The organism is Streptomyces sp. R33, assembly GCF_041200175.1.
Classification (GTDB): Bacteria; Actinomycetota; Actinomycetes; order Streptomycetales; family Streptomycetaceae; genus Streptomyces; species Streptomyces katrae_B.
The window spans coordinates 6212906-6234804 of sequence record NZ_CP165727.1; the positions used below are offsets into that span (position 1 = coordinate 6212906).

Sequence of the window (21899 nt, forward strand, 5' to 3'; positions counted from 1 at the left end):
CGATCCACCACAGAGCGGAGGACTCAGAGAATGGCCGGCGCGATGCGCAAGATGGCGGTCTACCTCGGCCTCGTGGAGGACGACCGGTACGACAACCCGGGGTACGACCCCGACGACGAGTTCGAGCCCGAGCCGGAACCGGAGCGGGATCGCCGGCGCCAGCAGCCCGTGCACCAACCGCCCGTATCGGACGAACCGGTACGAATCGCCCAGCCTCCGGCGCAACGGGAACCCATCCCATTGCCGGTGGAAAACGGACGTCCTGCGCGAATTGCCCCCGTGGCATCCATCACACCTGAACGCTCGAACCTGGAGAAGAACGCCCCCGTGATCATGCCCAAGGTCGTCTCCGAGCGGGAGCCGTACCGCATCACGACGCTGCACCCCCGGACCTACAACGAGGCCCGTACCATCGGGGAACACTTCCGTGAGGGCACTCCGGTGATCATGAACCTCACGGAGATGGACGACACGGACGCGAAGCGACTTGTCGACTTCGCCGCCGGCCTCGTCTTCGGCCTGCACGGCAGCATTGAACGCGTGACACAGAAGGTGTTCCTGCTGTCGCCTGCTAACGTCGATGTCACGGCGGAGGACAAGGCCCGCATCGCGGAGGGCGGGTTCTTCAACCAAAGCTAGACCGATCCGTCAGACACGGGGCCGGGGCCAGAGCGAGAGCAGGGGAGAGGGAAGCGCGGGATGGGCGTCGCACTGCAGGTGGTCTACATCGCGCTGATGTGCTTCCTTATCGTGCTGATCTTCCGACTGGTGATGGACTACGTCTTCCAGTTCGCACGTTCATGGACACCCGGCAAGGCGATGGTGGTCGTCCTTGAGGCCACCTACACTGTCACCGATCCACCGCTCAAGCTTCTCCGGCGATTCATTCCGCCGTTGCGTCTCGGGGGCGTGGCACTCGACCTGTCCTTCTTCGTTCTGATGATCATCGTTTACATCCTCATCAGTTTCGTGAGCACCGCTGCGAGAAGCGTGTGAACGATGAGCTTCCCCGCAGGCGCGGGGACAGTCCCGATACGGTCCTGCCGACTGCCGACGACTACGTAGAGGTGAAGAAGACATGCCGCTGACTCCCGAGGACGTGCGGAACAAGCAGTTCACGACCGTCCGCCTCCGAGAAGGCTATGACGAGGACGAGGTCGATGCCTTCCTCGACGAGGTCGAGTCCGAACTGACGCGCCTGCTGCGCGAGAACGAGGACCTGCGCGCCAAGCTGGCCGCCGCCACGCGTGCCGCCGCGCAGAACCAGCAGCAGCAGGGCATGCGCAAGCCGGAACCCCAGGACCAGCGCGGCCCCGGCGGACCCGGTGCCCCCGTGCCCGCGGCCATATCCGGCCCGCCGGCGCAGCAGGGCCCGCCGCAGATGGGCCCGCCGCAGCTGCCGGGCGGCCAGCCGCAGCTTCCGGCCGGCCCCGGTGGGCACGGACCGCAGGGTCCGGGCGGTCCGGGCCCGATGGGCGGCCCCATGCACACCATGGGCGGCCAGCAGCAGATGGGCCAGCAGTCCATGGGCGGCCAGAACCCGCTCGGCCAGCAGATGCAGCCCATGGGCCAGCAGATGCAGCCGATGGGCCAGCAGATGCAGCCCATGGGTCAGCAGATGCAGCAGCAGATGCAGCAGCCGCAGCTCCCGCAGCAGGGCCCCGGTGGCGACAGTGCCGCCCGCGTCCTGTCGCTGGCGCAGCAGACCGCCGACCAGGCGATCGCGGAGGCCCGCTCCGAGGCCAACAAGATCGTCGGCGAGGCGCGCAGCCGTGCCGAGGGCCTGGAGCGGGACGCCCGCGCCAAGGCCGACGCGCTGGAGCGGGACGCGCAGGAGAAGCACCGCGTCGCGATGGGCTCCCTGGAGTCCGCCCGCGCCACGCTGGAGCGCAAGGTCGAGGACCTGCGGGGCTTCGAGCGCGAGTACCGTACGCGTCTGAAGTCCTACCTGGAGTCGCAGCTGCGCCAGCTCGAGACCCAGGCGGACGACTCCCTGGCCCCGCCGCGCAACCCGGCCGGTCCGGCGCTGCCGCCGTCGCCGACGCCGTCGATGGCTCCGGCCGGAGCGATGGGGCACTCCATGGGCGCTCCGTCGCCCATGGGCGGTCCCTCGCCGATGGGTGGCCCGTCCCCGATGGGCGGCCCCTCGTACGGTGGTCAGCAGCAGATGTCTCCCGCGATGACGCAGCCGATGGCTCCGGTGCGGCCGGCCGGTCCGCAGCCGATGCAGCAGGCGCCGTCGCCGATGCGGGGCTTCCTGATCGACGAGGACGACAACTAGGCGCCGCCAGCAGGTCGGCAGTCACGGGCCGGGCCCGGTTCCCCTTCGGGGGCACCGGGCCCGGCCCGTTTCCGTACCCGGCCGCCGTGGCCCGCTGTGCGGGGCGGGGCCCCGGGGCTGGGTCCCGGGGCGGACGGGGAAAGCGAAACGGCCCGCACCCCCCCGGCGGGGGGACGCGGGCCGCTCGGGCCGGGAGGCTACGCCTTGCGGAGGCGGAACGTCAGGCCGAGGGACTCGTCCGTGAACGGCTCCCCGTACGCGGCGTCCGCCTCGCCCTTCGCGTAGTCCGTCGACAGGACCTCGTCCGCGATCAGGGTCGCGTGGTCCGTCAGGGCCGTGACGACCTCCGGGTCCGACGAGGACCACCGCAGGGCGATGCGGTCCGCGACGTCCAGGCCGGAGTTCTTGCGGGCCTCCTGGATCAGGCGGATCGCGTCACGGGCCAGGCCCGCCAGCCGCAGCTCGGGGGTGATCTCCAGGTCCAGTGCCACCGTCGCGCCGGAGTCGGACGCCACCGACCAGCCCTCGCGGGGGGTCTCGGTGATGATCACTTCCTCCGGGGAGAGGGAGATCTCCTCGCCGTTCAGCGAGATGACCGCCGAGCCGGAGCGCAGGGCCAGCGACAGCGCAGCGGCGTCGGCCGCGGCCACCGCCTTCGCGACGTCCTGGACGCCCTTGCCGAAGCGCTTGCCCAGCGCCCGGAAGTTCGCCTTCGCCGTGGTGTCCACCAGCGATCCGCCGACCTCGGAGAGGGACGCCAGCGAGGAGACGTTCAGCTCCTCCGTGATCTGGGCCTGGAGCTCGGGGGACAGGGCGTCGAAGCCCACCGCGCCGACCAGCGCCCGGGACAGGGGCTGGCGCGTCTTGACGCCCGACTCGGCGCGCGTGGCGCGGCCCAGCTCGACCAGGCGGCGGACCAGCAGCATCTGCTGGGACAGGGTCCCGTCGATCGCCGTGGTGTCCGCGACCGGCCACGTCGACAGGTGCACCGACTCCGGGGCGTCCGGGGTGACCGGGACGATCATGTCCTGCCAGACCCGCTCCGTGATGAACGGGGTCAGCGGGGCCATCAGGCGGGTCACCGTCTCCACGACCTCGTGGAGGGTGCGCAGCGCGCCCTTGTCGCCCTGCCAGAAGCGGCGGCGCGAGCGGCGCACGTACCAGTTGGACAGGTCGTCCACGAACGCGGACAGGAGCTTGCCGGCGCGCTGGGTGTCGTACGACTCCATCGCCTCGGTGACCTCGGCCACCAGGTTGTTCAGCTCGGAGATCAGCCAGCGGTCCAGGACCGTGCGCTCCGCCGGTGCCGGATCGGCCGCCGAGGGGGCCCAGCCGGAGGTGCGGGCGTACAGGGCCTGGAAGGCGACCGTGTTCCAGTACGTCAGGAGGGTCTTGCGGACGACCTCCTGGATCGTGCCGTGGCCGACGCGGCGCGCTGCCCACGGGGAGCCGCCGGCCGCCATGAACCAGCGCACCGCGTCCGCGCCGTGCTGGTCCATGAGCGGGATCGGCTGGAGGATGTTGCCCAGGTGCTTGGACATCTTGCGGCCGTCCTCGGCGAGGATGTGGCCCAGGCAGACCACGTTCTCGTAGGACGACTTGTCGAAGACCAGCGTGCCGACCGCCATCAGCGTGTAGAACCAGCCGCGGGTCTGGTCGATCGCCTCCGAGATGAACTGCGCCGGGTAGCGCTTCTCGAAGATCTCCTTGTTCTTGTACGGGTAGCCCCACTGCGCGAACGGCATCGAGCCCGAGTCGTACCAGGCGTCGATGACCTCCGGCACGCGGACGGACGTCAGGGTGCAGCCTTCCGCCGTGCAGGTGAAGGTGACGTCGTCGATGTACGGGCGGTGCGGGTCCAGCGCGCTGTGGTCCTGGCCGGACAGCTCTGACAGCTCGGCGCGGGAGCCGACGCAGGTGAGGTGGTTCTCCTCGCAGCGCCAGATCGGCAGCGGGGTGCCCCAGTACCGGTTGCGGGACAGCGCCCAGTCGATGTTGTTGTTCAGCCAGTCGCCGAAGCGGCCCTGCTTGACCGAGTCGGGGAACCAGTTCGTCTTCTCGTTCTCCCGCAGCATCGCGTCCTTGACGGCGGTGGTGCGGATGTACCAGGACGGCTGCGCGTAGTAGAGCAGCGCGGTGTGGCAGCGCCAGCAGTGCGGGTAGCTGTGCTCGTACGCGATGTGCTTGAAGAGCAGGCCGCGGGCGTCGAGGTCGGCGGTCAGCTTCTCGTCGGCCTTCTTGAAGAAGACACCGCCGACCAGCGGGACCTCCTCCTCGAAGGTGCCGTCGGGGCGGACCGGGTTCACGACGGGCAGGCCGTACGCGCGGCAGACCGCGAGGTCGTCCGCGCCGAAGGCGGGGGACTGGTGGACCAGACCCGTGCCGTCCTCGGTCGTGACGTACTCGGCGTTCACGACGTAGTGGGCCGGCGCCGGGAACTCGACGAGCTCGAAGGGGCGCTGGTAGGTCCAGCGCTCCATCTCCTTGCCCGTGAAGGTCTGGCCGGTGGCCTCCCAGCCCTCGCCGAGGGACTTCTCCAGCAGCGGCTGGGCGACGACCAGCTTCTCTTCACCGTTCGTGGCGACGACGTACGTGACCTCGGGGTGCGCGGCCACGGCCGTGTTGGACACCAGGGTCCAGGGGGTCGTCGTCCAGACCAGGAGGGCCGCCTCGCCGGCCAGCGGGCCGGAGGTCAGCGGGAAGCGGACGTAGACGGACGGGTCGACGACCGTCTCGTAGCCCTGCGCCAGCTCGTGGTCGGAGAGACCGGTGCCGCAGCGGGGGCACCAGGGGGCGACGCGGTGGTCCTGGGTGAGCAGGCCCTTGTTGAAGATCTCCTTCAGCGACCACCACACGGACTCGACGTACTCGGGGTCCATGGTCCGGTAGGCGTCGTCCAGGTCGACCCAGTAGCCCATCCGGGTCGTGAGCTCGGTGAACGCGTCGGTGTGGCGGGTCACGGACTCGCGGCACTTGGCGTTGAACTCGGCGATGCCGTACGCCTCGATGTCCTGCTTGCCGTTGAAGCCGAGCTCCTTCTCGACGGCGAGCTCGACGGGCAGGCCGTGGCAGTCCCAGCCGGCCTTGCGGGCCACGTGGTAGCCGCGCATGGTGCGGAACCGGGGGAAGACGTCCTTGAAGACGCGGGCCTCGATGTGGTGCGCGCCGGGCATGCCGTTCGCGGTGGGCGGGCCCTCGTAGAAGACCCACTCGGGGCGGCCCTCGGACTGCTCCAGGGTCTTGGCGAAGGTCTTGCTCTCGCGCCAGAAGTCGAGAACGGCGTGCTCGAGGGCGGGCAGGTCGACCTGGGCGGGTACCGGGCGGTACTGCGGCGGTGTGGTCATGAGGCTGAACTCTTCCTCCGGCGGGATGTCACTTCCGTCCGGAGGGACGAGAGCCACTCCTGAGAATCCAGGACGCCTGCTCCCGCGGTACCACCCTCCTTGACCGCCGGACGGATCCGGCGGCCCCCTCATTGGGGCGCGAAGCCGGTTCTACTCGCCGTTGCCGGATCCGCGGGGACCCGTACGGCTTTCTTCCGGCGGCTCAGGGGTGATCCTTCGCATCGCGCTCGCCCCCGGGCTCTCACCGTCCCCGGGTCGCTCATGGCTGCGTCCGACGCTACTCGTCCCCGTCCATGCCTTTCGCTGGGCCCAGTGTACGGGGCGGGGGCGCGCCCGGCAGACCGGTTTACGGGGGGGTCGGGGCGGAGACTGCGGCGGGGCCCGGGGCGGGGCGCGGGGCGGCGGCCGGGCGGGGGTGCGGCATGACCCGAACGGGCCCACGGGCCGGTCCGGGCTCCGGTGTGACGGGTGGGGCGGATTACCGGGCTCCCTGATGGGCACAACGGATGCAGGTTGGCATCGACGGACGCGTGCCCCGTTGCCGCGAGGCCGGAGTCGATTTATCGTTCCGGCACGATTCGCGCGCAAGATCACAGTATGTGAAGGGGCCGCGGCCATGGTGGCGAAGAAGACCGCCGACAGAACTGCCGAGAAGGCTGTCGGGAAGGCCGCCGGGAAGGCGATGGCGGCCGGAAATGCGGCTCCGGCCCGGAAGGCGACCGCTGTCGGGAAGAAGGCCGCGCAGCAGGCGGCCGGGACGGCGGTGAATTCGGTGAAGTCGGCGAAACCGGTGAAGCCGGCGACCAAGGCGACCAGAGCGACCACCGTGGCGGCCAAGGCGGCCGAGAAGGCGCCCGCCGAGAAGACGGCGGCCGAGAAGACAGCGGCCGTGGAGACGGCGGCCAAGAAGGCGGCGGCCAAGAAGGCTGCCGCCGGGAAGACCCCGGCCGGCAGGACCTCGGCCGTGAACACGACGGCCGTCGACAAGGTGGCCGCGAAGAAGGCGACCGGCGTCGGGAAGACGACCGCGAGGAAGGCCACGGCCAAGGCGGCCGGGGCCGAGGGGGCGGCGCACGCCGCGCAACAGACGGGAGCCCGGAAAGTGGTTGCCAAGAAGAGCACCGGCACGGCCAGGAAGACGGCTGCGGCCGCCACCAGCGGTCTGCCGAAGGCCAGGGCCACGGCGGGCCTGGCGCCGGGCGAGCTGGCCGTACGGCCCGGCGAGGACCCCTGGACCCCGGCGGAGGTGGCCGAGGCCCGCAGCGAGCTGCAGAGCGAGGTCCTGCGGCTGCGGGACGAGCTGCAGGCCTCCGACGAGGCCATCTCGGGCCTGATGCGGGACTCCGGCGACGGCGCGGGCGACGACCAGGCCGACACGGGCACCAAGAACATCACCCGGGAGTCCGAGCTGGCCCTGGCCGCGAACGCGCGCGAGATGCTCGAACAGACCGAGCGGGCCCTGGAACGGCTGGACGCGGGCACGTACGGGCTCTGCGAGAACTGCGGCCAGCCCATCGGGAAGGCCAGGATGCAGGCGTTCCCACGGGCGACGCTCTGCGTGGACTGCAAGCAGAAGCAGGAGCGCCGGCACTGAGCGGGTGCTGAGACGGCACGGGCCGGGCTGCCGCCACGGGCGGACCCTGACGTACTCTCGTGTCTCGTCAGGGTCCAGGGACCTGGCAGGGCTGTGTCGTCGGCAACCTGGTTCGAGCTAGTCGAGGGACTCACGTGGCAGAGGCGGAGAGCATCATCGGTACGCCGGAGGTCGGGGACGGCGCCCAGCCGGAGTCCGTCGAGCCCAAGGGGCGTCGGCGGATCATCGCGCTGCTCGTCGTCGCGCTGCTCGCCTACCTGCTCGACCTCGGCAGCAAGATGCTGGTCGTCGCGAAGCTGGAGCACCAGCCGCCGATCCGGATCATCGGCGACCTGCTGAAGTTCGAGGCGATCCGGAACCCGGGCGCGGCCTTCGGCTTCGGCGAGGCCTTCACCATCATCTTCACCTGCATCGCGGCCACCGTGATCATCGTGATCGTGCGGCTGGCCCGGAAGCTCTACAGCCTGCCGTGGGCGATCGCGCTGGGTCTGCTGCTGGGCGGTGCGCTGGGCAATCTCACCGACCGCATCTTCCGCTCGCCGGGGGTGTTCCGCGGGGCCGTCGTCGACTTCATCGCCCCCGCGCACTTCGCGGTCTTCAACCTCGCGGACTCGGCGATCGTGTGCGGCGGCATCCTGATCGTGCTGCTCTCGTTCAAGGGTCTGGACCCGGACGGCACGGTCCACAAGGACTGATCGCGCACCGCCCGCGCACTGGTTGCGCGGTGATCGCGGGAAAGCCGCGCTGCCGAGTCCTGCATACTCGACAGGTGAGTACGATTCCCGAGATCCGCACCCTGCCCGTTCCCGATGGCCTCGAGGGCGAGCGCGTCGACGCCGCCATCGCCCGTATGTTCGGTTTTTCCCGGACGAAGGCGGCTGAGCTCGCCGCAGCGGGGAAGGTGTCGGTCGACGGCAGCGTCGTCGGGAAGTCCGAGCGCGTGCACGGCGGCGCCTGGCTCGAAGTCGAGATGCCCGCGCCGCCGCGGCCGGTCGAGCTCGTCGCCGAGCCCGTCCCGGGCATGGAGATCGTCCATGACGACGACGACATCGTCGTCATCATGAAGCCGGTGGGCGTCGCCGCCCACCCGAGCCCCGGCTGGACCGGCACCACCGTCATCGGCGGCCTCGCCGCCGCCGGCTACCGGATCTCCACCTCCGGCGCCTCCGAGCGCCAGGGCGTCGTGCACCGCCTCGACGTCGGCACGTCCGGCCTGATGGCCGTCGCCAAGTCCGAGCGCGCGTACACCTCACTGAAGAACCAGTTCCGCGAGCGGGTCGTGGACAAGCGCTACCACGCGCTCGTACAGGGCCATCCGGACCCGATGAGCGGCACCATCGACGCCCCGATCGGCCGGCACCCCAGCGCGGACTACAAGTGGGCCGTGACGCAGGAGGGCAAGCCCTCCGTCACCCACTACGACCTGATCGAGGCCTTCCGTGCCGCCTCGCTGCTCGACATCAAGCTCGAGACCGGGCGTACGCACCAGATCCGCGTGCACATGTCCGCGCACCGGCACCCGTGCGTCGGCGACCTCACGTACGGCGCCGACCCGACCGTCGCGAAGCGGCTGGGCCTGACCCGGCAGTGGCTGCACGCGGTGCGGCTCGGCTTCGAGCACCCGTCGGACGGCCAGTGGGTCGAGTTCGAGAGCACCTACCCGGCGGACCTCCAGCACGCGCTGGACGTGATCCGGGCCGAGAGCGAGTGACCGCCGTCGGCTTCGAGGTCCGGGTCGTTTCCGGCGAGGCCGACATGGCGGCGTGCTTCGCGGTGCGGACCGAGGTGTTCGTGGTCGAGCAGTCCGTGCCGGAGTCGATCGAGTACGACGCGTACGACGCGGTCGCGGTGCACGTGCTGGCCGTGGGGCCGGACGGGGAGCCGCTCGGCACCGGGCGACTGCTGTACGGGCCTGCGGCGTCGGCCAAGACGGACGGCGACCCGACGGTCGGCTCGCTCGGGCGGCTGGCCGTACGCAAGGCCGCGCGCGGCCTGGGTGTGGGGGTGGCGCTGGTGCGGGCCATCGAGGCGGAGGCGGTTCGTCTGGGCCTGACGGCCGTGGACCTGGGCGCGCAGACGCATGCGGTCGGCTTCTACGCCGGGCTGGGGTACGTGGCCTACGGGCCGGAGTTCGAGGACGCGGGCATCCCGCACCGGGCGATGCGGCGCAGCCTGCCGTAGCCGAGGGCCGGGCCCTTGCGGGGACACCCCCTAGGTGCTGCGGAGGCTGCGGACGTCCAGGTGGCGCAGGACCCGGTCCACGATCTCCGGATCCGCGCCGGGCTCGCTGCGCGCCGAAAGCACCTCGTGCCGCGCCGCCGACATCATCTCCCGCTGGATCCGCTGGACGTCCCGGATCCGCTCCACTCGCTTCGCGTACGCCTCCCGCCGCTCCTCGTCGACCATGTCGGGGCTGATCCTGGCCCCCACGTCGTACGCCCGCCGGTACAGCACCTCCACCAGGTCCTCCGGGAGGTCCTCCACCTCCTCGATCTCCTTCAGCCGCCGCTTCGCGGCCTTCGCCGCGCGGATCGCCAGCTGCCGCTCCGTCTCCCGCTCGGCATCCACGTCGGCCTCCACCCCCAGCACCCGCACCAGCCACGGCAGCGTCAGCCCCTGGCACACCAGCGTCACCATGATCACGGCGAAGGCGATGAAGATGATCTGGTCCCGCCCCGGAAACGGCGCCCCGCCGTCGACCCTCAGCGGAATGGCCAGTGCCAGCGCCACCGAGGCCACCCCGCGCATCCCGGCCCACCACATCACCACGCTCTCCCGCCAGCTCAGCGGGATCTCCTCGGCGTAGTCGCGCCGCGTGTGCAGCCGCTTGGCCAGCCACCCGGCCGGCAGCAGCCACAGCAGCCGTACGCCGACCACGACCGCGGTCACGGCGGCCGCCCACCCCGCCATCTCCCACTCGCGGCCGGCCGCGACGCCGAACACGTTGTGCAGCTCCAGCCCGATCAGCCCGAAGGCCACGCCCGTGACCAGGGTGTCCACGACCTCCCAGAAGGTGTGCCCGGCGAGGCGCCCCAGCACGTCGTCCGCGTCGGTCGCGTACTCGGCGAGGAACAGGGCCGTCGTCAGCACGGCCAGCACCCCCGACCCCTTGAGCTCCTCGGCCAGTACGTACGACACGAACGGCACCAGCAGCGTCAGCCCGATCTGGAGCGTGGCATCGCCGAGCCGCCCCATGAGCGCGTTGGCGGCCCAGCCCAGACCCAGCCCGACGGCGAGGGCGACCACGGCGGAGAGCACGAACTCCCCCAGCGCGTCCGGCCAGGAGAAGCTGCCGCTGACCGCGGCGGCGATGGCGACGTGGTACAGCACGATCGCGGTGACGTCGTTGAACAGGCCCTCGCCCTCCAGGATCGACACCATGCGGCGCGGCAGCCCGAGCGATCCGGCGACGGCGGTCGCGGCGACGGGGTCGGGCGGGGCCACGAGCGCGCCGAGCGCGAGGGCGGCGGCGAGCGGCAGCCCGGGGACGACGGCGTACGCGACGGCGCCGACGGCGGCGGTCGTGACGAACACGAGCGCCACGGCGAGCAGGAGGATCGGCCGGACATTGGCGGCGAACTGCCGCCACGAGGTGCGCTGCACCGAGGCGTAGAGCAGCGGGGGCAGCACGAGCGGCAGGATGAACTCGGGCGGGACGTCGACATTCGGCACGACCGGCACCAGCGCGAGCACGACCCCGCCGATGGTCATCAGGACGGGGGCGGGCAGCCCGAGCCGGTCCCCGAGCGGCACGGTGACCACGGCCCCGAGCAACAGTACGAAGAGCAGAGCAAGCTGATCCACTCCCCCACCCTGCCGTACCGCCGCTCGCGGCAACCCACGCCCCGTCGAAGCCTCGCCCGCCTGGCGGGTCCCCCGCCCCGGCCGGGGTCAGACCTGGTAGCGGGAGGGAGCGAAGAGGGAGAGGTTCGAGGCGATCCATGAAGACGTGCGGGACAGGCCCTCCGTCAGGGAGACCTCCGGCTTCCAGCCCGCCCAGTGCCTCGCCCGGGAGTTGTCCGACAGGAGGCGCTGGACCTCGCTGCCCGCGGGGCGCAGGCGGGTCTCGTCCACCACGACGCGGGCGTCCCGGCCCGATGCCGCGATCAGGGCCTGCGCCAGGTCTCCGATCGAGATCTCCCGGCCCGTTCCGAGGTTGACCACCTCGCCCAGTGCCCGGTCGCATTCCGCCACCGCGAGGAACCCCTCCGCCGTGTCCGTCACGTACGTGAAGTCCCTGGTGGGGGAGAGGGAGCCCAGGCGGATCTCCTGTGCGCCCGCGTGCAGCTGCGCCAGGATCGCCGGGATCACGGCGCGCGCCGACTGGCGGGGGCCGTACGTGTTGAACGGCCGGACCACCGTCACCGGCAGCTCGAACGCGTGGTGGAACGACAGCGCCATCATGTCCGCGCCGATCTTCGACGCCGAGTACGGGGACTGCGGCTGCAGCGGGTGGGTCTCGGTGATCGGGGCCGTCAGGGCCGTCCCGTAGACCTCGCTCGTGGAGGTGTGCACCAGGCGCCGCACCCCGTGGCGGCGGCAGGCCTCCGCCATGTTCTGCGTACCGGTCACGTTGGTCTGGACGTACGCACCCGGCGAGGCGTAGCTGTACGGGATCCCGATCAGCGCCGCCAGGTGGAACACCGTGTCGCAGCCCTCCACCGCGTCGCTGACCCGGCCCGCGTCGCGGATGTCGCCGGCCCACATCTCCACCGGGGCGCCGGGGTCGGCGAGGTACCGCGCCAGGTTGCCCTTCTCCGCGTACGGCTTGTAGTGGACGAAGGCGCGGACCCGGGCGCCCCGGGCCACCAGCAGGTCGACCAGGGTGGACCCGATGAAGCCCTCCGCTCCGGTGACCAGGACCGTGCGGTCCTTCCAGATGTTCTGAGCAGGGCTCTCGGTGTTCATATCCGCTCCAGGGTGGGAAGGGCGACGCCGGCCACGCGGAGGACCTCCGCGGCCAGCAGTTCGGCGGCCCGGGCGTGCGGGCCGGGGTCGGCGGCGCCTGCCATCGCGGACAGCCGGGCCGGGTCGGCCAGCAGCGGGCCGAGCAGGACCGCCAGCCGGTCGGCCGTGGTCTCGGTGTCCGGCAGCAGCAGGCCCGCTCCCGCGTCCGACAGGACCCGGGCGTTGTGGGTCTGGTGGTCGCCGGGGGCGTGGGGGTAGGGCACGAGCACGGCCGGGACTCCGGTCGCCGCCAGCTCGGCCACCGTCGCCGAGCCGGCCCGGCACACCACCAGGTCGGCGGCCGCGTACACGAGGTCCATCCGGTCCAGGTACGGAACGGCCCGGGCGATCCGCTGCCCGCCGCAGGCCGCGAGATCGGCGGCGGTGTCCGGCAGCGCCTGCGGGCCCGTCTTGATCAGCAGCTGTACGTCGTCCCGCCCCTGCCAGAGCCCGGCCAGCCCGACGGCGGCCGCGGTGAGGCGGACGGCGCCCAGGCTGCCGCCGTTGAAGACGACCAGGCGGCGGCCTTCGGGGACGTGCAGCGCCCGCCGGGCCTGCGTACGCAGGGCCGCGCGCTCCGGGCGAGACAGCTCCGCCAGCCGCGCGAGGGCTGCGGAGATCGGCATTCCGGTGGTCAGGGCGTGCGCCCCGCCCGCCAGATGGGGCCGGCTGCGGTCGAAGGCCACCGCGATGTGCGGGGTGAGCCGGGCCGCGAACTGGTTGGCGCGGCCCGGCACCGCGTTGGACTCGTGGATGACGGCCGGCAGTCCCGCCATCCGGGCCCCGAGCACGGCCGGCGCACTCGGGTAACCGCCCATGCCGACGACGGCGTGCGCACCCTGCGCCCGGATCACCGACCGGGCCTGCGCGGCCGAGCGCAGCAGTGCGGCGGGCAGCAGATACCGCTTCGCGCCGAGCGACGGGTCGAACGGGATCATGTCGACGGTGTGCAGCCGGTGGCCGGCGGCCGGGATCAGCTCGGTCTCCAGGCCGCGCTCGGTCCCGATGAACGAGACCACGGCATCGGGGACGGCCGCGCGCAGCGCCTCGGCGAGAGCGAGCCCCGGGTAGATGTGGCCCCCGGTGCCGCCCGCGCCGATCACGACCGACAGGGGCGGCATTCCTTGCGTGTCTCGTGTGCCTCTTGTGCCTTGTGTGGTCATGGACGCACCCTCCCGGTGCGTCCTAAGAACGTTCTAAGAGGTTCTCTCAGAACCGTTTGGCAGGCTTTGCCCATGAGCAGCACGAGTGCGCACACGAGTGGGCAGCGGATCCTGGTCGTGGACGACGAGCCCGAGGTCCGGGCCGCCGTCCAGGACGGGCTGGCCGTCGAGGGGTACGAGGTACGGGGGGCCGCCGACGGCCTGGCCGCGCTGTCGGAGGTGGCCGGCTGGCAGCCCGACGCGGTGGTGCTCGACGTGATGATGCCCGTGCTGGACGGGCTCGGGGTCTGCCGGCAGCTGCGCGCGCTGGGCGACCGTACGCCCGTACTCGTCCTGACCGCGCTGGACTCGGTGAGCGAGCGGGTCGACGGCCTGGACGCGGGCGCCGACGACTACCTGGTCAAGCCGTTCGCGCTGGACGAGCTGGTGGCCCGGGTCCGGGCCCTGCTGCGGCGAGCCGCGCCCGATCCGGCCGGCGAGGCCGCGCTCGGGTTCGCGGATCTCGTACTGGACCCCGCCACCCGGACCGGGCGGCGCGGCGGGCGGCCGCTGGAGTTCAGCCGCACCGAGGCGGCCCTGCTCGAGCTGCTGCTGCGCCACCCCGGCCAGGTGCTGCCGCGGGAGCTGATCCTGGAGCTGGTGTGGGGGCGGGACTTCGGACCGGACTCCAACTCCCTCGCCGTGTACGTGGGCTACCTGCGGCGCAAGCTCGAGGCGGGCGGCGAGCCGCGGCTGGTGCACACCGTCCACGGGGTCGGATACCGGCTGGGCACGGCGTGAGCGGCGCCGGACCCGGGAGGGGGCGGCGCAGGCTCGGGGCGCGCTGGCGCAGACGGCGGCCGCTGCGGACCCGGCTGGCGCTGGCGGTCACCGCGGCGGTGGCGCTGGTCGCGGTCGGGGTGTGCACGGCGGCGTTCTTCGTCGTACGCAGCGCCCTGTACGAGCAGCTGGACCTGAGCCTCACCCAGTCCGCGCGGCTCGCGGCCCAGCGCAACCCCGGCTCCGGGCCGGACGTCCTGGCCGGGGAGTGCCGGTTCCTGGCGGCGCCCGCCTGCGCGCAAGTGGTGCCGGCCGACCCGCAGGACGACCCGGCCGCGCCGTACCTGCTGCCGGTGGACGCGACGGCGCGGGCGGTGGCCGCCGGGCGGCACGCGCCGTACTACACGGACATCGTGCACGCGGGGCACCCGGCGCGGATGCTCACCACCGACTACGCGAAGGGGCGGGCGCTGCAGGTGGCGCTGCGGGCCGACACCGTCGAGGGCGGCATCGAGGAGGCGGCGTGGTGGCTGGCGCTGATCGGCGCGGCGGGTGTGCTGGTGGCGGCCGGGCTCGGGTACTGGGTGTCGCGGACCGGGCTGGCCCCGGTGACCCGGCTCACGGCCACCGCCGAGCGGATCGCGGCGACGCGCGACCCTCGGCACCGGATCGAACTGCCACCGCCGGGGCCGCCGGGGAGGGAGGACGAGATCACCAGGCTGGCCGGGAGTTTCAACACCATGCTGGGCGAGCTCGAGCAGTCGGTGACGGCGCAGCGGCGGCTGGTCGCGGACGCCTCGCACGAGCTGCGGACCCCGCTGACGGCGCTGCGGACGAACGCGGAGCTGCTGGCGCGGGGGGAGCGACTGACGGCGGAGCAGCGCGAGCGGGCCTCGCTCGCGCTGGGGCGGCAGCTGCGGGAGGTGACGGGGCTGGTGAACGACCTGATCGAGCTGGCCCGGGACGAGGAGCCGCAGCCGCTGGTGGAACGGGTCCGGCTGGCCCCGCTGGTGGAGCACTGCGCGGAGGCTGCGCGGGCGCACCGGCCGTCCGTACCGGTGGAGGTCCGCGTCCGCGGGGAGGTGGTGGTCCCGGGGGTGCCGGCGAGGCTGACCCGGCTGCTCTCGAACCTGCTGGACAACGCGGCGAAGTTCAGCCCCGCGGGGGCGCCGGTGGAGGTGGAGCTGGTGGCGCGGGGCGGCGGCGCCGGCGGGGCGGAGCTGACGGTACGGGACCACGGCCCCGGGATCGCGGCCGAGGACCTGCCGTACGTCTTCGACCGGTTCTACCGGGCGGGGGCGGCGCGTGCCCTGCCGGGGTCGGGGCTGGGGCTCGCGATGGCCCGCCAGATCGCCCGTGCGCATGCCGCGGAGCTCGTGGCCGAGCCGGCTCCGGGCGGCGGAGCCCTGTTCCGGCTGACCTTCGGCCCCTGACGGCCTGCGGCCCGGCTTCCCGGGCTGCGCCCCGGGCCCCGTGCCTCAAACCGCCCCCGTCAGGCCGTCCCCGGGCGGGGGTCGGCGGGCGACGTGGCGATGCGGGGGAGGGCGTACGGGTGGTGGGCCACCAGCCAGGCGATGACGCGTTCGCGGACATGGCAGCGGACCGTCCAGATGTCGGTGGCGTCCTTCGCGGTGACCACCGCCCGGACCTGGATCGTGTGCGGGGTCGTGTCCGTCACCGCCAGGCTGCCGGTGCGGCCGTCCCATTCCGGGATCTCCTCCAGGATCCGCTGGAGCTGCTCGCGCATCAGGTCCAGCGGGGCGCTGTGGTCGAGGTGCCAGAACACCGTTCCGGTCATCTGCGCGCCGCCGCGCGACCAGTTTTCGTACGGCTTGCCTGTGAAATACGACACAGGCATGGTGATCCGGCGCTCGTCCCAGGTGCGCACCACCAGGAAGGTCAGGGTGATCTCCTCGACCGTGCCCCACTCCTCGTCGACGACCACCGTGTCGCCGATCCGCACCGTGTCGCCGAAGGCGATCTGCAGTCCGGCGAACAGGTTCCCCAGTGAGGACTGGGCGGCGATGCCCGCCACGATGCCGAGGACGCCGGCCGAGGCCAGCACCGAGGCGCCGACGGCCCGCATCGGCGGGAACGTGAGCAGCATCGCCGCCACCGCGACCACCACGACCACCGCCGTGACCGCCCGGTGGATCAGCGTCACCTGGGTGCGGACCCGGCGCACCCGTGCGTCGTCCGGGTTCCGGTCCGCGTAGCGGGCGTACGAGGAGTCCACGACGGCGGTCGCGATGCGCACCAGCAGCCAGGCCGCAGAGGCGATCAGCACGAGGGTCAGCGCGCGGCCCACGGCGAACACGTATTCCGCGGCGATCCCGGCCCGGCGGTGGGAGCCGTACAGCAGCGTCGTGCACAGGACGACTTGGAACGGCAGGCGGCACCGGCGCAGCAGCCCCCACAGCGGGGTCTCGCTGTGCCGGGCGTCGGCGCGGCGCAGCAGCAGGTCCAGCAGCCACCCGGCGAGCAGGGTGACGACCAGTGAGCCGCCGAGGACCGCGATCGGGCGCAGAACGGTGTCCGTGTCCATGGACTTCAACGTAACCGGAACGCGGGCTCGGCCCCCTCCCATCCGACGAATGGCACGATGGGGTGCATGAACATCATGCTTTTCCACTCGACGTACGGGCTGCGGCCCGCGGTGCACGCGGCGGCCGACCGGCTGCGGGCGGCCGGGCACCAGGTCCAGGTGCCGGATCTCTTCGAGGGGCGCACCTTCGAGACCGTCGAAGAGGGCATGGCACACCGGGACGAGATCGGCCGCGACGAGCTGCTCAAGCGCGCGGTGCTGGCCTCCGCCCCCTACTCCGACCAGGGCCTCGTCTACGCCGGCTTCTCCTTCGGCGGTTCCGTCGCCCAGCACTTGGCGCTGGCCGACGAGAAGGCCCGCGGGCTGCTGCTCCTGCACGGGACGGCGGACCTGGAGGAGGACACCGCGGTCGACGAACTGCCGGTGCAGCTGCACATCGCGGATCCGGACCCGTTCGAGACGCACGACTGGCTGACCGCCTGGTACCTGCGGATGCAGCGCGCGGGTGCGGACGTGGAGGTGCACCGCTACCCGGGCGCCGGGCACCTGTTCACGGACCCGGGGCTCGACGACTACGACGCGCAGGCCGCGGAGCAGACCTGGCGGGTCGCGCTCGCCTTCCTCGACAGCCTGTAGCAGAGCCAAAGGTGAGGGGCAGGGCACGAACCGCGTGCCCTGCCCCTCGACGCTTCACGCAGTGACTAGGCGCGGTACGCGCTCCACATGCTCTTCATGCGGGAAACCTGACCCGCCGTGAACTGGTACATGCAGGAGTCGTACGTGTAGTCCATGAAGTTGTGGATCGGGTCGACGCCCGTCTTGTTGGTGCAGCTGTCGCGGCCGGTCGGGCACTCGAACGCCGCGCTCTTCTCGGCCGGGGTGTCGGACACGGAGTCGCCGCTGCCCGAGCAGCCGCCCTGGAAGGTGTGGTAGAGGCCCATCCAGTGGCCGACCTCGTGGGTGCCGGTGTCGCCCTCGTTGTAGTTGGCGGCGGAGCCGCCCGGCAGCGAGGTGTTGAGCAGGACGACGCCGTCCATCTTGGGCTGGGAGGCGTAGGAGCTCGGGAAGGTCGCCCAGCCGAGCAGCCCGCCGCCGAGGTTGGCGGTGTAGATGTTCAGCGCGTTCGCGCCGCCCTTGCGCAGGGTGTTCTTCATGTCCTTCTCGGCCTGGGTGCCGTCGGACACGTTGTACCAGGAGGCGTTGTCGGTGTAGTCGGTGCCGGCCAGGGAGAACTGGTAGCCGGAGTCGACGTTGCCGGTGCCCTGGCCGCTGTAGGCGGCGTTGAGGACAGCGATCTGGTTGTTGATGTCCGTGGCGGTCAGCTTGCCGGCGGTGCCGGAGGTGATGACGTGGACGTACACCGGGATGGTCGTCGCGGCGGTGACCTCGGCGGCGCGCATCATGCGCTGCGGGCCCAGCTCGGCGCTCTTCTTCGCCAGGTCGGCGTCCATGGCCTTGACCTGGGCGTCCGTCACCTCGTTGGGGTCGGCCGCGTGCTGGTCCTTGGGGCGGGCGACGCGGGCGTTGGCGGCGGTGCCGGCGTCGGCACAGGCCTCGGCGCCGGTCTGGGGGGCCGCGGCCACGGTCGTGGGGGCCGTGAGCGGGGCGAACGCCAGGGTTCCGGCCAGAACGGCCGTGCCCATGAGGCGGCGTCGGAGCATGGGGGATATGCGGGCGGAGGCGCGCACGTTGACTCCTCGCGAAGCGTGGTGGGGGGTGAGGGATTTCCTCACGCTGGCGCGAAGCTTATGTGTCCATGTCATGCACTAGGCAAGCCCTGGAAGTAAAAGATTTGTTGCTTCTGAGGCCGGAGGGGCCCCTGGTATGCACCAGGGGCCCCTCTGAACAGCAGAATTGACAGACAGTCAGAAGATCGAATCAGCTGACCGGCTGGTACGCCCGCTCCACCTTCTGCGTGCCGTTCGCCGTGCGGTACGAGCGGGCCCACGCGGCCGTCGCGGCCGGATTCCGCTTGTCGGACACCACGAAGTAGTCCATCTGTGAGCGCTCGGCCGTCACGTCCAGCACCCCGTAGCCGTGGGCGTCCATGTCCAGCCACTTCACGTGCCAGTTGGCCGCCTTGACCGCCGCTTCCGCTACGAGCGACGCGGTGTCCGCCGGCACGTGCAGGAGGTCGTCGATGTTGTCGGAGGTCACCGACGTCACCACGAACTCGGTGGCCGCCGTACCCGACCCCGGGTACGTCGCCATGTTCATCGGGACCTCGTTCGCCCACGCCATGTGGATGTCGCCCGTGAGGAAGACCGTGTTCTTGATCTTCTGGTCCTTGAGATGGTTCAGCAGCTCCTTGCGGTCGTCCGTGTAGCCGTCCCACTGGTCCACGTTGACCGCGAGGCCGCCCTCGGGCAGGCCCAGCAGCTTCGTCAGCGGCGCCAGCAGGTGCGCGGGCAGCGAGCCGAAGGCGACCGGCGAGATCATCACCGAGGTCCCGACCAGCTTCCAGGTCGCGTTCGAGCTCGCGAGGCCGGACTTGAGCCAGTCCAGCTGGGCGCGCCCGGTGATGGTGCGCTCCGGGTCGTCGACCGAGCCGCTGCCTATCTTGACCTGCTGGGAGCGGAAGGTGCGCAGGTCCAGCAGGTGCAGGTCGGCGAGGTTGCCGAAGCGCAGCCGCCGGTAGACGGTGCCGGCGGTCGAGGTGCGTACGGGCATCCACTCGAAGTACGCCTGCTTGGCGGCGGCCGCGCGGGCCGCCCACTCGCCCTCGGCGCCCGGGGTGTGGTTCTCCGCGCCGCCCGACCAGGCGTCGTTGGCGAACTCGTGGTCGTCCCAGATCGCGACGATCGCGTGCGCGGCGTGCAGGGCCTGGAGGTCGGCGTCGGTCTTGTACTTGCCGTGCCGGGTCCGGTAGTCGGCGAGGGTGAGGATCTCGTGCTTCGGCTCGTGCGCGCGTACGACGTACTTCGCCTCGGGGTAGGCCCCGTTCGCGTACTCGTAGATGTAGTCGCCGAGGTGCAGGATCGCGGTCAGGTCGGTACGGCCGGCCAGGTGGCGGTACGCCGAGAAGTAGCCGGCCTCCCAGTTGGCGCAGGAGACCACGCCGAAGCGGACCCCGGGCGTCGTCGCGTCGTGGCCCGGGGCGGTCAGGGTGCGCCCGACCGGGGAGACGGCGCCGCCGGCGGTGAACCGGTAGAAGTACGGGGTCTGCGGCCGCAGCCCGCGGACGTCCGCCTTGACCGTGTGGTCGCCGGCGGCGGTCGCCGTGACCGAACCGCTCACGACGATCCGCGAGAAGGCCTTGTCCTCGGCGACCTCCCAGGTCACCTGGGTGGCCGGGCCGGTGCCGGAGCCGGGCACGGCATCGGGGGTGGGGGTCACACGGGTCCACAGCAGGATCCCGTCGGGCAGCGGGTCGCCGGAGGCGACGCCGTGCAGGAAGGCGGGCCCGTTCGAGGCCGCCGACGCGGGGGAGATGCCCAGTGCGGCCGTCGCGAAGGGCGCGAGGGCGGCGGTGGCCGCAGCGGCCTTGACGACCGTACGGCGGCGCGGAGTTGCCGCAGTGGGGGAAGGGAGATGACTGGTCACGGGCGGTCATATTACTGATGGGTATAACCGCCGGTACACCCCTTACAAAGCAACAGGCAGGCGAACTCTGGGAGTTCGCCTGCCTGTCCGGCCCGGTATGTCCGATCAGCCCGCGATGGCCTTGTCGACCGAAGCCGTGAAGTCCTCGGGCGTCATCTTCTGGATCTCGATCTTCTTGCCGTCCATCTTCAGCGAGGGCGTGCCCGTGACCCCGCTCTTGTCGAAGGTCTTCGACATCTCGAGCGCCCAGCGGTTGTACGTGCCGTCCTCGACGGCCTTCTTGAACTCGGCGTTGCCCTTGAGGGCCGGCACCTGGTCCGCGATCTTCAGCAGGTAGTCGTCCTTGCTGAACTTGTCGTCCTTCTCCTCGGGGTGGTTCTCCTTGGAGTACAGCGCCGACTTGTAGTCCAGGAACGCCTCGGGGCTGACGTTGAGGGCAGCGCCCAGCGCGCTCAGGGCGTTCTTCGAGCCGCTGCCGCTGAAGGCCTTGTCCAGGAAGGTGGCGCCGACGTACTGGATCTTGTACTTGCCGGCGTCGAGGTCCTTCTTGATCTGCGGGCCGACTCCCTGCTCGAACGTCGAGCAGATCGGGCAGCGCGCGTCCTCGTAGAGCTCGAGGGTCTTCTTGGCGTCGGCCTTGCCTATGACGACGGTGGTGCCGTTGTCGCCCGTGGTGTTCTTCGGGGCGACCAGCGTGGCGTCGGCGGCCTTGTCCCACTCGCCCGGCTGGTTGGCCTGCACGACCGCGTAGCCGATACCGCCGGCCAGCGCGAGGACGGCGACGACGGCGCCGGCCACCAGCACCTGGCGGCGCACCTTGTCCTTCTTGGCCTGCTTCTCGCGCTCGGCACGCAGCCGCTCGCGGGCCGCCGCCTTGTTCGCCTGGCTGTTGCGTGAACTCATGGTGATCTCCGTGGGATGTGACACAAGGAAAGGGGGGACTGCCGTACGCGGGGTGGGTCAGGCGCAGACGAGCGCGCCGCGTACGGGAGGTCCCCGGCGTCCCACGGAATGGGCGGGGAAGCGGGTACGGGCCCCCGCGCCCCGAAGGGCCGGGCGCAGCACCCGCCGCACCGGGCCGGCGGCGGCTGCCGCCCCGGCAGCCGCCAACAGCAGCGGCCGGAACGCGAAGGCGGCCACCGCACGCAGCAGCTGGCCCAGGGCGCGCTCCCCGTACCGCAGCCAGGCGGCGGCGAACAGCCCGACCGACACGTGCGCGCCGAGCAGCAGCCACGGGGTCCAGGGTCCGGGCGAGGCCAGCAGGGCCACCGCGTCGGGGACGGCTCCGGGCACCTCGGCCAGCGGCCCGCCCAGCGGCGGCCCGCCGCACAGCTCGTCCAGCCCCAGTGCCCGCAGCGGCCCGGCGACGGGCCCGCCGGCCGGGCCGTAGCAGACGTGCTGCCCGGCGGTGAAGACCGTGTCGGCGGCCAGCTCCAGCGGAACCAGCAGCCCGGCGATGGGGCCGAAGCCCCGCTCGCGGCCCGCCAGCGCGTACGTGAGCAGGAACACGCCCGTGAAGGCCCCGGCCACCAGGGCGGGCGGCAGCGGGACGCGGGACATGAGGACGTGCGAGCCGGCCGAGAGCAGCACGACGAGTGCGCTGAACAGCGCGGCCCGCAGCCCCCGGAGTCCTGCCCTCGATATGTCCATCGCCGCGAGTCTGCCACGAGTACCTGTGAATACGGGTCCCCGGTCCCGTACGGCCCGGGCCCGCGGCCGAAAG

At 71.9% G+C, this 21899-nt stretch carries 19 protein-coding genes; 10 read left to right on the forward strand and 9 right to left on the reverse strand.

Annotated elements, in window-relative coordinates:
- Positions 1-30 precede the first annotated feature (30 nt).
- From AB5J51_RS28585 to AB5J51_RS28595, 3 genes are all read left to right on the forward strand, one after another.
- Positions 31-639: a cell division protein SepF gene (locus tag AB5J51_RS28585; protein WP_136224595.1), complete on the forward strand. Its 609-nt coding sequence runs from the start codon at positions 31-33 to the stop codon at positions 637-639.
- A 60-nt stretch (positions 640-699) separates the two neighbouring features.
- Entirely contained in the window at positions 700-996 is a 297-nt protein-coding gene (locus AB5J51_RS28590) for a YggT family protein (protein WP_030155988.1), read from the forward strand.
- Between the two features lie 82 nt (positions 997-1078).
- Positions 1079-2281, forward strand: a complete 1203-nt coding sequence (locus AB5J51_RS28595) for a DivIVA domain-containing protein (RefSeq protein WP_030291907.1) — start codon at positions 1079-1081, stop codon at positions 2279-2281.
- 197 nt (positions 2282-2478) lie between these two features.
- Here AB5J51_RS28595 and ileS read toward each other — a convergent pair whose 3' ends face one another.
- On the reverse strand, positions 2479-5625 hold the full coding sequence (gene ileS, locus AB5J51_RS28600; RefSeq protein ID WP_136224596.1) for an isoleucine--tRNA ligase: 3147 nt from the start codon (positions 5623-5625) through the stop codon (positions 2479-2481).
- 616 nt (positions 5626-6241) lie between these two features.
- Here ileS and AB5J51_RS28605 point away from each other — a divergent pair.
- From AB5J51_RS28605 to AB5J51_RS28620, 4 genes are all read left to right on the forward strand, one after another.
- Positions 6242-7219 (forward strand): TraR/DksA family transcriptional regulator, encoded by a 978-nt coding sequence (locus tag AB5J51_RS28605; RefSeq protein WP_240805334.1) that lies wholly within the window; start codon positions 6242-6244, stop codon positions 7217-7219.
- 134 nt (positions 7220-7353) lie between these two features.
- Complete coding sequence (lspA, locus tag AB5J51_RS28610) at positions 7354-7914, forward strand: signal peptidase II (protein ID WP_053786935.1); 561 nt, start codon at positions 7354-7356, stop codon at positions 7912-7914.
- 74 nt (positions 7915-7988) lie between these two features.
- Positions 7989-8930, forward strand: a complete 942-nt coding sequence (locus tag AB5J51_RS28615) for an RluA family pseudouridine synthase (RefSeq protein ID WP_030291914.1) — start codon at positions 7989-7991, stop codon at positions 8928-8930.
- Between the two features lie 44 nt (positions 8931-8974).
- Positions 8975-9400 (forward strand): GNAT family N-acetyltransferase, encoded by a 426-nt coding sequence (locus tag AB5J51_RS28620; RefSeq protein ID WP_369780330.1) that lies wholly within the window; start codon positions 8975-8977, stop codon positions 9398-9400.
- A 30-nt stretch (positions 9401-9430) separates the two neighbouring features.
- On the opposite strand, the gene AB5J51_RS28625 is transcribed toward AB5J51_RS28620, so the two are convergent.
- The 3 genes from AB5J51_RS28625 to AB5J51_RS28635 all read right to left on the reverse strand — a co-directional run bounded on the left by AB5J51_RS28625 (position 9431) and on the right by AB5J51_RS28635 (position 13287).
- Positions 9431-11023, reverse strand: a complete 1593-nt coding sequence (locus tag AB5J51_RS28625) for a Na+/H+ antiporter (RefSeq protein ID WP_053786933.1) — start codon at positions 11021-11023, stop codon at positions 9431-9433.
- 87 nt (positions 11024-11110) lie between these two features.
- Entirely contained in the window at positions 11111-12127 is a 1017-nt protein-coding gene (locus tag AB5J51_RS28630) for an SDR family NAD(P)-dependent oxidoreductase (RefSeq protein WP_369778992.1), read from the reverse strand.
- On the reverse strand, positions 12124-13287 hold the full coding sequence (locus AB5J51_RS28635; RefSeq protein ID WP_369778993.1) for a glycosyltransferase: 1164 nt from the start codon (positions 13285-13287) through the stop codon (positions 12124-12126). Before AB5J51_RS28635 ends, AB5J51_RS28630 begins: the two co-directional genes overlap by 4 nt.
- A 114-nt stretch (positions 13288-13401) precedes the next feature.
- Here AB5J51_RS28635 and AB5J51_RS28640 point away from each other — a divergent pair, with 114 nt between their 5' ends.
- A complete protein-coding gene (locus AB5J51_RS28640; protein ID WP_133898295.1) occupies positions 13402-14109 on the forward strand; it encodes a response regulator transcription factor in 708 nt (235 codons plus the stop codon).
- Positions 14106-15521, forward strand: coding sequence for a cell wall metabolism sensor histidine kinase WalK (locus AB5J51_RS28645; protein WP_234382122.1), 1416 nt, complete (start codon positions 14106-14108; stop codon positions 15519-15521). The genes AB5J51_RS28640 and AB5J51_RS28645 overlap by 4 nt, the downstream gene beginning before the upstream one ends.
- A 59-nt stretch (positions 15522-15580) precedes the next feature.
- Here the strand turns inward: AB5J51_RS28645 and AB5J51_RS28650 are convergent, their stop codons facing one another.
- Positions 15581-16633, reverse strand: a complete 1053-nt coding sequence (locus tag AB5J51_RS28650; RefSeq protein ID WP_133898296.1) for a mechanosensitive ion channel family protein — start codon at positions 16631-16633, stop codon at positions 15581-15583.
- A 57-nt stretch (positions 16634-16690) separates the two neighbouring features.
- Here AB5J51_RS28650 and AB5J51_RS28655 point away from each other — a divergent pair, with 57 nt between their 5' ends.
- Positions 16691-17269, forward strand: a complete 579-nt coding sequence (locus AB5J51_RS28655) for a dienelactone hydrolase family protein (RefSeq protein WP_199828050.1) — start codon at positions 16691-16693, stop codon at positions 17267-17269.
- A gap of 65 nt (positions 17270-17334) precedes the next feature.
- Here the strand turns inward: AB5J51_RS28655 and AB5J51_RS28660 are convergent, their stop codons facing one another.
- The 4 genes from AB5J51_RS28660 to AB5J51_RS28675 all read right to left on the reverse strand — a co-directional run bounded on the left by AB5J51_RS28660 (position 17335) and on the right by AB5J51_RS28675 (position 21826).
- Positions 17335-18276 carry a zinc metalloprotease gene (locus AB5J51_RS28660; RefSeq protein WP_053786948.1) on the reverse strand — a complete coding sequence of 314 codons (942 nt, stop codon included), beginning with the start codon at positions 18274-18276 and terminating at the stop codon, positions 17335-17337.
- A gap of 235 nt (positions 18277-18511) precedes the next feature.
- Positions 18512-20176 carry an alkaline phosphatase gene (locus AB5J51_RS28665; RefSeq protein ID WP_369778994.1) on the reverse strand — a complete coding sequence of 555 codons (1665 nt, stop codon included), beginning with the start codon at positions 20174-20176 and terminating at the stop codon, positions 18512-18514.
- 105 nt (positions 20177-20281) lie between these two features.
- Positions 20282-21079, reverse strand: a complete 798-nt coding sequence (locus tag AB5J51_RS28670; RefSeq protein ID WP_053786926.1) for a thioredoxin domain-containing protein — start codon at positions 21077-21079, stop codon at positions 20282-20284.
- 57 nt (positions 21080-21136) lie between these two features.
- A complete protein-coding gene (locus tag AB5J51_RS28675) occupies positions 21137-21826 on the reverse strand; it encodes a hypothetical protein (RefSeq protein WP_053786925.1) in 690 nt (229 codons plus the stop codon).
- Positions 21827-21899 lie beyond the last annotated feature (73 nt).